Origin of the sequence: Tardiphaga sp. 866_E4_N1_4, from assembly GCF_052076075.1 — a bacterium.
Taxonomy (GTDB): domain Bacteria; phylum Pseudomonadota; class Alphaproteobacteria; order Rhizobiales; family Xanthobacteraceae; genus Tardiphaga; species Tardiphaga robiniae.
Map to the genome: position 1 here is coordinate 5,349,764 of NZ_CP197242.1, position 12,717 is coordinate 5,362,480.

The following is a 12,717-nucleotide window of genomic DNA, read 5'->3' on the forward strand; positions in this document are numbered from 1 at the left end:
ATTGGATCGGGGCGCTTGCGCCCCCTGGATTGATAGTGGGGCGGTGACGCCCCCGGCGTGAGCGCGTTTCAGGAGCATTGAATGGCCACCAAGGCAAAGACGCTGCAGACCAAGGACAAGGAAAAAGACGACAAGGCAGCTGACACGCCGGAGAAGGACTCCGCAGACGCGCCGTCACCTTTGCTCGACCTGTCCGACGCTGCCGTCAAGAAGATGATCAAGCAGGCCAAGAAGCGCGGCTTCGTGACCTTCGATCAGCTCAACGACGTCTTGCCATCCGATACCACCTCTCCTGAACAGATCGAAGACATCATGTCGATGCTCTCCGACATGGGCATCAACGTTTCCGAAAACGAAGACTCCGACGGCGAGGAAGAGAGCAAGGACGAGGACGACGATACCGACAACGAACTCGTCGAAGTCACGCAGAAGGCCGTCACCGAAGTCAAGAAGTCGGAGCCCGGCGAGCGCACCGACGATCCCGTCCGCATGTATCTGCGTGAGATGGGCACCGTCGAGCTGCTGTCGCGCGAAGGCGAAATCGCGATTGCGAAGCGCATCGAGGCCGGCCGCGAGGCGATGATCGCAGGCCTCTGCGAAAGCCCGCTGACCTTCCAGGCCATCATCATCTGGCGCGATGAACTCAACGAAGGAAAGATCTTCCTTCGCGACATCATCGATCTCGAAGCGACTTACGCCGGTCCCGACGCCAAGAACAACATGAACCCGGCGCTGATCGCCCCGCCCACCGGCGATGGCGAAGCAGTGGCCGAGGGCGCCGAAGCCGTTGCGGCTCCGCCTGCGGCCCCGCCGTCCGCCACGCCGTTCCGTCCGGCGCCGCCGCGTTCGGCGCCTGCTGCAGCTCCCGCCGGCGAAAGCACGTCGGAAGGCGCTGCTGACGGCGACATGGACGACGACGAGTTCGAGAACCAGATGTCGCTCGCCGCCATCGAGGCCGAGCTGAAGCCGAAGGTGGTCGAGACCTTCGACAAGATCGCCGACAGCTACAAGAAGTTGCGCAAGCTGCAGGAACAGGACATTGCGAACCAGCTCGAGAGCGCCTCGCAGGGCCCCTCGCTGTCGCCGTCGCAGGAGCGCAAGTACAAGAAGCTCAAGGACGAGATCATCGTCGAGGTGAAGTCGCTGCGCCTCAACCAGGCGCGTATCGATTCACTCGTCGAGCAGCTCTACGACATCAACAAGCGTCTCGTCTCGTTCGAAGGCCGCCTGCTGCGTCTCGGCGACAGCCACGGCGTCGCGCGCGAGGACTTCCTGCGCAACTATCAGGGCTCGGAGCTCGATCCGCGCTGGCTCAACCGCGTCTCGAAACTCTCGGCCAAGGGCTGGAAGAACTTCGTTGCCATCGAGAAGGACCGCATCAAGGAACTGCGCGGCGAAATCCAGCAGCTCGCAGCCCTCACGGGTCTTGAGATCGGCGAATTCCGCAAGATCGTACACGGCGTGCAGAAGGGCGAGCGCGAAGCCCGTCAGGCCAAGAAGGAGATGGTGGAAGCCAACCTCCGTCTCGTGATCTCGATCGCCAAGAAATACACCAATCGCGGCCTGCAGTTCCTGGATCTGATCCAGGAAGGCAATATCGGCCTGATGAAGGCCGTCGATAAGTTCGAATATCGCCGCGGCTACAAGTTCTCGACCTATGCGACCTGGTGGATCCGGCAGGCGATCACCCGTTCGATCGCTGATCAGGCCCGCACCATCCGCATTCCCGTGCACATGATCGAGACGATCAACAAGATCGTGCGTACCTCGCGTCAGATGCTCAACGAGATCGGCCGCGAGCCGACCCCGGAAGAGCTCGCCGAAAAGCTCGGCATGCCGCTGGAGAAGGTGCGCAAGGTTCTGAAGATCGCCAAGGAGCCGCTGTCGCTCGAAACCCCGGTGGGTGACGAGGAAGACTCGCATCTCGGTGATTTCATCGAGGACAAGAACGCGATCCTGCCGATCGACGCGGCGATCCAGTCCAACCTGCGCGAAACCACCACGCGCGTGCTGGCCTCGCTCACCCCGCGCGAAGAGCGCGTGCTGCGCATGCGCTTCGGCATCGGCATGAACACCGACCACACGCTGGAAGAAGTCGGCCAGCAGTTCTCGGTGACGCGCGAACGTATCCGCCAGATCGAAGCCAAGGCGCTGCGCAAGCTCAAGCACCCGTCGCGGTCGCGCAAGCTGCGCTCGTTCCTGGATAACTAACGGTCGCTGTCGATCACTCGATCCTTCTGATGATGCCCGGCCTCGCGCCGGGCATTTTCGTGTGTGCGTGCCGCGCTTTCACGCGCTCGTTGCCAGGGTACGTGGCTGCAAATATGTTCATGATTTGTTCTGTTCGTCAAGAGGCTTTGTGTCGCGCGTGTCCTCCACCCGTCGCGAGCGGATGGCGGACTACGTGTCGCCAATCGGTTCTGCGCGCGCTGGTTCGGCGCCGCGGTTGTCCGGCGCGGTCTCTATCGTGAGCCAGCCGGCCTCGCGCACCATGGCCACGGCCGAGCGGGAGACAGGGGCGGTGATCCCGTTGACGAGTTGCAGGCGCAGATTGCGGCCCTCGGTCACGACGCGCACAACGGCCTTCCGCGCGACCCACCATGACCGGTGCACCTGCAGGCCGTCAGCGGTGCCGAGAGCCGCCATGGCCTGATTGAGCGTTGCCAGCACCAACCGGGAGTGGCCGGCGATATGGTGGACGCGGACATAGTGATCTTCCATCTGCAGGCAAAGCACCGCGACGGGCGGCGCACCGAGCAGGCCGAAAGCCGTTGGCGGCGCGTCGTCGGCTTCCTTGGCCTGGTGCCGCTTGTGTCGTCGCGCCTGAAGCAACAGGGTGAAGCCGAGCACGACAGGCAGGGCGGTGATCAGTCCTTGCACATACCAGTCGAGCGGGCCCAGCCTTCTCAGGAACGGCCATATCGATACGCCGATCCACGCGGTCCAGATCTGAAATGGGACGGTCAGGATGGCGACGCCGAGGACGATCGCCGTCCACGTCATCCACGGCCTCAACTGGAATCGCAGCACCACGCGGATCAGGGACCCATACAGCAGGATTCCCGACCAGAAGCAGGCAAGCTGAAACGCCACGCGCTGCCATGCCGGTCCATTCAGATAGCTGCCGAATGGTCCGATCAGGCCGAGGAAGATGGCGCAGACGGTCGCGATCGCCAGGTCGACGGCCCAATCCCGCAGAAAATCACGTTGCCAAGCGTTGCTCATGACGTCTCATCGCAGCGGTTCGCCCACCGGCGCACCCGTTCGCCCATTGGCGAACAACGGCTGGCGCAGGGCGGCGCCGTTTGCAGAACTCGCGTGTCATCCCAATCCGCAGGAGGTTCCATGCGCAGCATCATCGCACAGGTTTTCGTCGCATTCATCGCTATCGCTGCCGCCAGCCAGGCCGACGCCGCGGTCGGCTTCCAGCATTTCAGCATCAGCGATCCACAAGGGCCACCCATCGAGGTCGGCGTTTGGTATCCCACCGGCGCTGCGCCGAAGCTGCAGGCGATTGAGTCCGATCAACAGATGGTTGCCCGCGATGCGGCACTCGCGGGTGACCGCCTGCCGCTGGTGGTGATATCCCATGGTCACGGGGGCTCCTATGCCGGGCATCTCGACACCGCCATGGCCTTGGCCAATGCAGGTTTCGTCGTCGCCGCCCTCACGCATAACGGCGATAGCTGGCGCGACCCGGGCAACCCCACCGCGATCTGGGAACGGCCGCGCCAATTCAAGCTGGTCACGGATTACATGCTGGACGCATGGGGGGACCATGGGCGTATCGATGCGACGCGCGTCGGCGCGTTCGGCTTCTCGGCCGGCGGATTCACGGTGCTCGCGGTGGCCGGTGGCGAGCCGGACCTGCGGACTCTCGGAGATCACTGCAGGGCGCATCCCGCTTTCGAAGATTGCCAGATCGTCGAACGGCACCCGCTTCCCCTGGATGCCGCTATCGTCTGGACCCACGATCCGCGCATCAAGGCGGTCGTCTCCGCGGCGCCCGCTCTTGGTTTTGCCTTCGGTCGCAAGGGCCTGACGGCGGTCCGTCAGCCGGTCCAGCTTTGGCGGGCCGAGGACGACCAGGTCCTGCCACATCCCTATTATGCGGAGGCCGTTCGCCTCGCTTTGCCGACGTCGCCCGAGGCGCATGTCGTGGCGAATGCCGGGCACTACGATTTCTTGACGCCATGCTCCGCGCAACTGGCAACACGCGTGCCGGCGATCTGCACCAGCAGACCGGGGTTCGACCGCGCTGCATTTCATGAGCGCTTCGATCGCGACATCGTCGCGTTCTTTACACGGGCGCTGTAGTCGCGGCCTGGATTTGGTTCGCCCGACAGCTCTCTTGATCGAGATGGGCGCGCACACCTGCGGTGCGCGTCGGCGGCCTCGGTCGCGTGCTGTTCGAAGGTCGGCCTGCCCGAACTGGTTCCGGCACCGGGAACAAATCAGGCGGGTCCCGCTTGAGTCGGGATTGTGTCGCGTCGTGTGAGTTGGAGTATTGTCATGGCCCCGCGTGCCAATTGGAAGGGCTTTTTGCGCCTGTCCCTCGTGAGCTGTCCGGTCGCGCTGTTTCCCGCCACGTCGGATTCCGAGAAGATCAGCTTCAACCAGATCAACCGAAACACCGGCCATCGCATCAAATATCTGAAGGTCGATGCGGATACCGGCGAGGAGGTGGCGGCAGACGACATCATGAAGGGCTTCAAGGTCGATACCGATACCTATGTCGAAGTGTCGAAAGACGAACTCGACAACATCGCGCTGGACTCCACCCGGACCATCGAGATCGACGAATTCGTGCCGAAGGCCGATATCGACCCGCGCTACGCCATTCGTCCCTATTACCTCGTGCCCGACGGCAAGATCGGCCACGACGCCTATGCGGTGATCCGCGAGACCATCCGCGACATGGGCAAGGTGGCCATCGGCCGGCTCGTGCTCACCAATCGCGAGCACATCATCGCGCTGGAGCCGCTGAAGAACGGGCTGATGGGCACGCTGCTGCGCTATCCCTATGAGGTGCGCGACGAGGCGGAGTATTTCGACGACATCCAGGACGTCAAGGTCACCAAGGACATGCTCGATCTGGCGCGGCATATCGTGGAGCAGAAGGCCGCCGAATTCGAGCCCGGCAAATTCGAGGATCGCTACGAGTCCGCGCTGGTCGATCTCGTCAACCAGAAGCGCAGCGGCGTCGCCCTCAAGCCGCATGGCAAGGCGCGGCCCGGCACCAATGTGGTCGATCTGATGACTGCTCTGCAGCAGAGCCTCAAGGGCGGCGGCGCCGCGCCGAAGCCAAAGGCGAAGAAGCCCCCGAAACGCGCCACCGGCCAGAAGGAAATGCTGCTGCCGATCACCGGCAAGAAGGAGCCCGCGCCGGCGAAGAAGGCGGTGCGGCCGGTGGCCAAAGGGGTGACCAAGGGCAGGAGGGCGGGATAACGCGCGCCTGGACCCCGTCGCTGGTGCCGGATGCCGGCGAGCAGACCGTCTATCTCGTGCTGGATTGTTTCGACCGCGCCGGCTGCGCCTGGCGCGAGGCCGATGTCGCGGCGACCGATCTCGAAACCGTCATCGCCGACCTGATGTCCGGCCAGTACAACGATCCGCAGCGCGTGATCGCCTTCAACACGGCCGAGCGCTGGGCCGACGACGTGTCGGAAGACGTCGCCCGCGAGATCCGCCGCCGCGCCGACCGCAATTACGAGGACGTCACCTCGTCGCTCGACGACTTCGTCCAGCGCCACGCCGGCCGCGAGCAGCAGCTCACGCTCAGGCTGGCGTGACGCGGGGCCTGAGATACTTCTCCGCGACGAGGGGGTGACCGAATAAAGAAGGCGGACCGCAAGGTCCGCCTTCTTATCGTGCGCGCTCTTAACCTCTCCCCGCAATGCGGGGAGAGGTCGACCGGCGGAGCCGGTCGGGTGAGGGGTCGTCACCAACGCAGCTGCAATCACCACCTTTCGGGTCGCACCGTCTCGAACCGGGAGAATGTCCGCATCCCGCCTGGCACAGCTCGCTGTGCGCGGGAGCGGGAGAGGGGGCGCCGCACACGACGCGGCCTACGTTGATAACTCCGCCACACCCTTTGATTGTGCCGCGTCCCGCGCTAGCGTCACGTATTGCCCGATCAATTGTCTTGAAGCACATTTTCACCCGAGGACATTGCCGTGACGTCGCTCGCCCCGATGCTGCTCAGTCAGCGCGTTGCCCAGGTCTGCCTGTTTCTGGTCGGCGCCATCGCCATCTTCGGCGGCTCGCTGCAGATGTATCTCGGCCAGCCCGAGACCGCGCCGCGGCTCGACAACGTGCATCGCTTCATGGGCGGCATCTATCTGATGTCAGGCGTCATGGGCTTGTGGGCGGCATCGACCATTCGCGAACACAACACGCTGGTCTTCCTGATGGCGGCGACGGTGTTTGTCGGCGGCCTCGGCCGCGTGCTGTCGATATCAAAAGTCGGCCTGCCCGAACCGCATGCTTTGTGGATTACCTATCTCATGCCGGAGCTGGCGATCCCATGGATCATCATCGCGGCGCAGGTGATGACGAACAGGCAGATGGCGGGCGCGGCGGGGTGAGGGGGCACGCTCCGTCCGCAGTGTCACCTCTCCCCCAGCGCAGCAAAGCTGCGCGCCGTTGGAGACGTCAGGAGAGGGCGCCAGCGTACGGGATGTCAGGTGAAGCAGCGGAAATGTCGATAACGAGAGATAACCACTACGTCCCGCAATGGTATCAGGAAGGCTTCTTCGAGGCCGGCCGGAAGTCGATTGCCTATGTTGACATGACTCCGGACCAGAAAACCCTCCCCGACGGGCGCGTGATCACCCAGAACGGCGCGTGGAATAACACGCCGACCTCAAGGGCGTTCTTTCAGACTGATTTGTATTCGACCTTCTTCGGTACGTCCGTCAACGACGAGATCGAGCGGGGCCTCTTCGGCGATGTCGACACTCGGGGCTCGCAGGCCGTGCGCGCGTTCATCGGCACGGACATGCGCAAATGGCACGAGCATTTCCAAGACTTCTTCGACTTTCTAGATATCCAGAAAATCCGCACGCCGAAGGGTTTGGATTGGCTGAAGGCCCAGTACCCGGCTCTCACACAGAACGAGCTCATGTTCGAGATGCAGGGCGTCCGCATGCTGCACTGTACGATCTGGGTCGGCGGCGTGCGCGAAATTGTCTCTGCCGAAGACTCCGACGTGAAGTTCATCACGAGTGACCATCCTGTGACGATCTACAACCACGCGGTCCCTCCCACGGATCGAGGGTGCGCCTACCCGCTTGATCCCGGAATTGCGCTGCGCGGGACGCAGACGATTTACCCGATGGACCGCGACCACTGCCTGATCCTCACGAACCTGGAATACGCGAAGGACCCGGACACCGATCCGCTCCAGAAGAGGACCTTTGCGCGCAACTACCGGCAGTCCATCACCAAGATCGACTCGTTCATACGCGGGCGAAAGCTCACCGCGCAGGAAGTCGCGCAAATCAACTTCGTGATCAAGAAGCGCGCGCGTCGCTATATCGGCGGCGGGCGCAAAGAGTGGCTGTATCCGGAGCGGACGGTGACACAGCCGTGGAGCGAACTGCGGAAAACGCTGCTGCCGCCCGAGTTCGGCCTGTTTGAGTTCGGCGGCGAGATATTCGTCAAGTACGAGAGCGGCGACGTCCACTACCAGGACGAGTTCGGTAGGACCGAGAAGCCCCGGGAGTTCTTGATCAAGAAGCTGCCGGAGAAGCCTTTGCGGCCGGGCGACTACTGCGGATGCGGGCATGGGAAGTCGTTCAAAGAGTGTTGCCAGTCGAAGCCCGAGGCGCTGCGGCCAGCCTGGAACGAGAAGAGCATCCGCGAGCGCAACCTGATGCTCCAGCACGCGATAGTGAACGTGCTGGAACTCGAGTCCGGGAAGGACTGGGTGCAGATTCGCCGCGAGCTGACCGACGAGAAGATAGGCGAAATTTACCACCTCTACGAAGGGCTGTGGCCGCTCGAAACTGATCTGCTCGCGCTGCTGCCCAAACCCGACGGCGAAGCTCGCGCCGTCTACACGGGGTCTATCCATCCGTCGTCGATCACAGACTTCGCGCTCGCTGCTCCGCTGTACTTCGGTGAGCTGATAGTGGCGCATCCGTTCGTCCACCCCGGAATCATGAAGAAGGAGATGAGCCCGACCGGCAATCCGAAGTCCTATCGGCAGGAGTTCTTGAAGACGATCATGTTCTTTCTGAATGTCATGCCGCTCGTCGACCTCGGCTTGATCAACCTCGTACCGGACCCTTGCGACTTCGACTTTCATCTTCGCGAGCAGATGATGGGCATGGCACGGGCTCGAGCTTCGCGGGTAGACCCGAAGTACGACCCCCGCCTACGAGAGACGATGGAAGAGGATAGCCGGCGCGGTATCATGCTGATGTCGCCGGACGCGATGCGCAGGCAGCTCCACAAGTTCAAGCCAAACCTCAGTGAGGAAGAGGTTGAGGCCACGATGCGTGCCAGTGTGTGGATGCGGGAGGATGATCCTCTAGCCGTCCTCCAGGAGGGCTCGTTGGAAGGCGGAAAAGGCGGCGGGCAGATGAGTATGTTCAAGCTCGCACCGAATTTCGAGATGACTATGTATTTAGCCCAGGCAACGGGTTCGTGCATTGTCACGGATAGTCCCCTTCGCTGGAGCGAGGTCCAGGGCGCTATCCGGAAGCGCTACAAGGCCGCGACTCCCGGTCTTGCCCCGCTAGTGACTGATATCGAGCGCTCGAAGTTCGCGTTCCCGCAGAACGCGACGGACGTGGTCGCCGCGGCCCTGAGCAAGAGCGGCGCAGGCTACCCGGATTTGCTCCGGGACCTCTTCAAGTACCTTTCCAATCTGGAAGAGCGCGGGGCGAAGCCCAATCGAGAGGCGCAGTTTGCCAGCCGGTTCGCCAAAGCGCATGCCGCGGCGCAGGCCGGATTCAAAAAGTCGGGCGTGCCCTTGAAGGAAGGGCGCATCTCGTGCGTCGCTCCTCCAGGCGGCATGCAGGACAATACGGTCAACAGGTTGCTCCTGATGTCGAGCTCTGAGAGGCACTTGTCGGGTGTTCCGATGGCCTTCTTCATTGAACCAGCCGAGGCAATCACGGTAGACGATAGTTGACCGCTGCGGCCGCGTAGAGTTCGCGCTCGACAGCAAACGGCCGGGACAAGCCCGGCCATTTCAAATTCAGATGCTGATTTTGCGAAGCTTGCTACTACTTCTTCTTCGCGCCCACGCGCTCGACGCTCTTGATTTCCAGCGCCGGACGGCCGGACTTTTCGGCGATCTCGCGGTCCTGCTCGGCGATGGCGGCTTTGGCCGGCTCGTCGCCGTCGAGGCCGCCCAGCAATTCGGAGGGGACGCGGCGGTTGGAGCGCTGCGAGCCGTCTTCATAGAAGACGTTGAAGAAGGCGAATTCGCCTTTGGGATTGGTACCGGGTTTCTTGGCCATGGCGGTTAAGTGGGGGATGGCGCAGGCGAAGTCAAAGCCTTAGCGCGCAAAGCGTGCATGCATCTGTGGGCAAAAGCGGGCAGTGGTTACCGGCGGGACGCGCCACGCGGCCTGCGACCAAAGGTTCATGATTTGTTCTTGACGTTTCAGGAATAAGGATTATTATCCCCTCCGTCCTGCCCCACCGAGAGGGGCGATCGCGATCGTCACGTTCGCGGGGTGGGATGCGGTGGACGCCGGAGATGCGGCGTCACGCGGTTCATGGGGAACGTCTGTCTTCGGGCAGGACGGATCTGCGCCAGCACTGCCACTGGCAAGGAGACGGCCGATCTTGGGATGGAAAGACTCTCTGGACGGTGTGACGGACGACCAAGTCGAAACGCGTTCGGCCAAGTGCTTTGCGGCTACCCTGTCCCTCCGCCCTGGGACATTAATTTTGGTGATGGGACCGTTCGCCATGGCAGATGTGCAAGCAACCGAAAAAACACCGCAGGCGGAACGTCGGGCACTTGCTCGGCGCCTCCGAAAGTCCTGATGCACTCTAAATTGCGGAAGACCGCATTCGCATCAGGCCCAAGGGTGCAACGGGCACCCGGCGTTCCGCACGCCCTCTCGCAAGGGGGCGGGAATGCAAAGCACGACGGCGCCCCCGCGCCGTAAACAACAGGGGTGATGACGCATGTCTGAAGATCCCACGCACGTCATTCCGGGGCGCGGCCGGCGCTTGCCGGACGCGAGCCCGGAATCCCGACATGGGAGGCTCAGATAGCGCTAGGCCATGTCGGGATTCCGGGTTCACGCTTGCCGCCTTCGGCGTCGCGCGCGCCCCGGAATGACGAGAACAAGGCGCGCCGTTGTTCGGACACACCGGTCATGCCACACTCCGGTATCGCCAACCCAACAGGTTTTTCATGACCAATCGTATCACCGCCATTGCCATTGCCGCTGTGTCCTTCGTCTTGGTTGCGCTGACGGCCACATCCTCGCAGGCTGCCAAATGCGGCGGCGACTTCCAGGGTTTCATCGCGGCCATGTCGCAGGAGGCGGCCGCCGCCGGCGTGTCGCAGGGCGTGATCTCGCAGGCCTTTGCCGGCGTGACGCAGGACCCCGCGGTGCTGTCGTTCGATCGCCGCCAGCGCGGCACCTTCAACAAGAGTTTCGAGCAATATGTCTCGACCCGCGTCGGCCAAGGCCGCATCTCCATGGGCCTGCAGATGATGCAGCGTCACGCCTCGCTGCTGTCGCGCATCGAGCAGCGCTTCGGCGTGCCGCCTGAAATCGTGGTGGCGATCTGGGGCCTGGAGTCGGATTTCGGCAAGGGCGACATCGGCAAGATGCCGGTGATCCGCACGCTCTCCACCATGGCGCATGACTGCCGCCGCACCGAGCTGTTTCAGGGCGAGCTGATCGCGGCTCTGAAGATCTTGCAGCGCGGCGACCTGCCGCAGCGAGACCTGATCGGCGCCTATGCCGGCGAGCTCGGCCAGACGCAGTTCCTGCCGTCGAGCTACATCAAATACGGCGTCGATTTCGACGGCAACGGCCATGTGGATCTGCGCCATTCGGTGCCGGACGTGCTGGCCTCGACCGCGAACCTGCTCAAGACCGCAGGCTTCAAGGGCGGCCAGCCCTACGGCGAGGGCACGGCGAATTTCGAGGCGATGCGCGAGTGGAACAGGGCCACGATCTATCGCAAGACCATCGGCTATTTCGCCGATCGCCTCGCGGCCGGCCGATAGGCCACGGGACGATAGAGGGAGGTCGCGCGCGGCGTTAAGCTTTCGTTAGGCCGCGCGACCGCCGGGCGAACTTGGGGAACCCCGATGGTGAAAGTCGGATTAACTCATTCCCTTTCACTCTTTCAAAACCACACTGGGGATTATCCGCCGCGAGTCAGATTCCGTTAAGCGTCGCCGACGCATTTTACCACCTGCCGGGAACGAGTGGTGAGAGTGATGGCGGGGATCGACAGCAGCGCGCAGAAGCGCGACGCACAACGTGGCGGGTGCCGCCGATGTTGAACGTCGGCACGCTGTTCACGGTGTTCACCGTCAACTTTTTGGCCCTCGGCGTGGTCTGGGCCTATGTGGCCACCAGCTATCCCAATCTGCACGCGGCACGTTACTGGACAGCCGCCGCGTTCGCCGCGGCGCTCGGCAACAGCATCTCGGTGCTGCGCGGCGTCGGCGTCGATCCGCTGATCGCCATCGTGCTGGGCAACGGCCTGCTGCTGCTGGCCACCAGCCTCGCCGCCATCGGCATGAATCAGTTTTACGGCCGCCCGGCGGGCTGGCGCGCGCAAGCCGTCATCATCGCCGCCAGCCTGGCCGGCCTGCTGCTGTTCACGCTGTGGCACGACAACATGACGATGCGCGTGCTGATCTATTCCGCCGGCCAGTCGGTCACCGTTGTCATGACCGTGCCGCTGTTGTTGTCGCGCAAGGATGGCGGCGGCAATGCCGGCGCCCGTCTCGCCGGCTGGCTCGCCATCACGCTCGTTGCTGCGCATGCCGTGCGCTCGGCCGCGGCGCTGGCGAATATCGGCGGCAACATGACCTTTGCCGATTTCAACAATCTCCAGGCCATGATGGTGCTGGTGCTGGTGTTCCTGGCGATGTCGTGGAATTTCGGATTCCTCCTGATGGCCATCGACCGCCTGCGCGGCGAAGTCGCCGAACTCGCACTGGTCGACGATCTCACCGGCGTCGCCAATCGCCGCCATCTGGTGCAGCGTCTCACCGAGGAATGCGCGCTGGCGCGCCGCACGCAAAAGCCGTTTGCGCTGCTGGCGATCGATCTCGACGGCTTCAAGGAAATCAATGACGGCCACGGCCACGCGGCCGGCGACGATTGCCTGCGTCACTTCACGCTGATGACCCAGAGCAAACTCCGCCCCGGCGATCTGCTCGCGCGTTCCGGCGGCGACGAGTTCAGCATCATCCTGCCGGCGACGACGCTACACGAAGCGGCAAACATAGCGCGCCGCATTCTGGAAGTGTGCCGCATCGACGCCGCAGGCTGCGCGCCCGGCGAGATTCCGATTGCGGCATCCATCGGCGTTGCGCAGTGGCACCCGCAGGTCGGGCAATATCCGGAGCGACTGATCGCGGCTGCCGACCAGGCGCTCTATGCCGCCAAGAACGACGGCAAGAACCGCTTCGCCCTCTGCGATCTCGAAGCGCCGTCGATGGTGCCGGCTCTCAACATGGACGAAGCCATCGACCGCGCCCGCAAGCTGGCCTGA

At 63.2% G+C, this 12,717-nt stretch carries 10 protein-coding genes; 8 read left to right on the forward strand and 2 right to left on the reverse strand.

Annotated elements, in window-relative coordinates; all coding sequences use genetic code 11:
• The first annotated feature begins 81 nt into the window (after positions 1 to 81).
• Positions 82 to 2,211, forward strand: coding sequence for an RNA polymerase sigma factor RpoD (rpoD, locus tag AB8B20_RS25750; protein WP_089262093.1), 2,130 nt, complete (start codon positions 82 to 84; stop codon positions 2,209 to 2,211).
• Between the two features lie 189 nt (positions 2,212 to 2,400).
• Here rpoD and AB8B20_RS25755 read toward each other — a convergent pair whose 3' ends face one another.
• A complete protein-coding gene (locus tag AB8B20_RS25755; protein WP_439073146.1) occupies positions 2,401 to 3,225 on the reverse strand; it encodes a LytTR family DNA-binding domain-containing protein in 825 nt (274 codons plus the stop codon).
• Between the two features lie 120 nt (positions 3,226 to 3,345).
• Between AB8B20_RS25755 and AB8B20_RS25760 the strand changes: the two genes are divergently transcribed.
• The 5 genes from AB8B20_RS25760 (at position 3,346) to AB8B20_RS25780 (ending at position 9,142) form a co-directional block, all read left to right on the forward strand.
• The gene (locus tag AB8B20_RS25760; RefSeq protein ID WP_439073145.1) at positions 3,346 to 4,317 is read left to right on the forward strand and encodes an alpha/beta hydrolase family protein; all 972 of its coding nucleotides are present in this window, start codon (positions 3,346 to 3,348) and stop codon (positions 4,315 to 4,317) included.
• A gap of 195 nt (positions 4,318 to 4,512) precedes the next feature.
• Positions 4,513 to 5,448 (forward strand): non-homologous end joining protein Ku, encoded by a 936-nt coding sequence (gene ku, locus AB8B20_RS25765; protein WP_120288495.1) that lies wholly within the window; start codon positions 4,513 to 4,515, stop codon positions 5,446 to 5,448.
• 23 nt (positions 5,449 to 5,471) lie between these two features.
• Entirely contained in the window at positions 5,472 to 5,792 is a 321-nt protein-coding gene (locus AB8B20_RS25770) for a hypothetical protein (RefSeq protein WP_439073144.1), read from the forward strand.
• Between the two features lie 384 nt (positions 5,793 to 6,176).
• Positions 6,177 to 6,587, forward strand: a complete 411-nt coding sequence (locus tag AB8B20_RS25775) for a DUF4345 domain-containing protein (protein WP_439073143.1) — start codon at positions 6,177 to 6,179, stop codon at positions 6,585 to 6,587.
• A 92-nt stretch (positions 6,588 to 6,679) separates the two neighbouring features.
• Positions 6,680 to 9,142, forward strand: coding sequence for a DUF4238 domain-containing protein (locus AB8B20_RS25780; protein ID WP_439073142.1), 2,463 nt, complete (start codon positions 6,680 to 6,682; stop codon positions 9,140 to 9,142).
• A 94-nt stretch (positions 9,143 to 9,236) separates the two neighbouring features.
• Here AB8B20_RS25780 and AB8B20_RS25785 read toward each other — a convergent pair whose 3' ends face one another.
• Entirely contained in the window at positions 9,237 to 9,473 is a 237-nt protein-coding gene (locus AB8B20_RS25785; protein ID WP_068733419.1) for a hypothetical protein, read from the reverse strand.
• A gap of 911 nt (positions 9,474 to 10,384) precedes the next feature.
• Between AB8B20_RS25785 and AB8B20_RS25790 the strand changes: the two genes are divergently transcribed.
• Both AB8B20_RS25790 and AB8B20_RS25795 read left to right on the forward strand, forming a co-directional pair.
• Positions 10,385 to 11,212, forward strand: a complete 828-nt coding sequence (locus AB8B20_RS25790) for a lytic murein transglycosylase (RefSeq protein WP_439073141.1) — start codon at positions 10,385 to 10,387, stop codon at positions 11,210 to 11,212.
• Positions 11,213 to 11,487: 275 nt separating this feature from the next.
• Positions 11,488 to 12,717, forward strand: coding sequence for a GGDEF domain-containing protein (locus AB8B20_RS25795; protein WP_439073140.1), 1,230 nt, complete (start codon positions 11,488 to 11,490; stop codon positions 12,715 to 12,717).

Bases quoted from the DNA above. Each gene is read 5' to 3' on its own strand.
- AB8B20_RS25790 (WP_439073141.1), top strand. From the start codon at position 10,385: ATGACCAATCGTATCACCGCCATTGCCATTGCCGCTGTGTCCTTCGTC.
- ku (WP_120288495.1), top strand. From the start codon at position 4,513: ATGGCCCCGCGTGCCAATTGGAAGGGCTTTTTGCGCCTGTCCCTCGTG.
- AB8B20_RS25780 (WP_439073142.1), top strand. From the start codon at position 6,680: ATGTCAGGTGAAGCAGCGGAAATGTCGATAACGAGAGATAACCACTAC.
- rpoD (WP_089262093.1), top strand. From the start codon at position 82: ATGGCCACCAAGGCAAAGACGCTGCAGACCAAGGACAAGGAAAAAGAC.
- AB8B20_RS25795 (WP_439073140.1), top strand. From the start codon at position 11,488: ATGTTGAACGTCGGCACGCTGTTCACGGTGTTCACCGTCAACTTTTTG.
- AB8B20_RS25755 (WP_439073146.1), bottom strand. From the start codon at position 3,225: ATGAGCAACGCTTGGCAACGTGATTTTCTGCGGGATTGGGCCGTCGAC.
- AB8B20_RS25785 (WP_068733419.1), bottom strand. From the start codon at position 9,473: ATGGCCAAGAAACCCGGTACCAATCCCAAAGGCGAATTCGCCTTCTTC.
- AB8B20_RS25760 (WP_439073145.1), top strand. From the start codon at position 3,346: ATGCGCAGCATCATCGCACAGGTTTTCGTCGCATTCATCGCTATCGCT.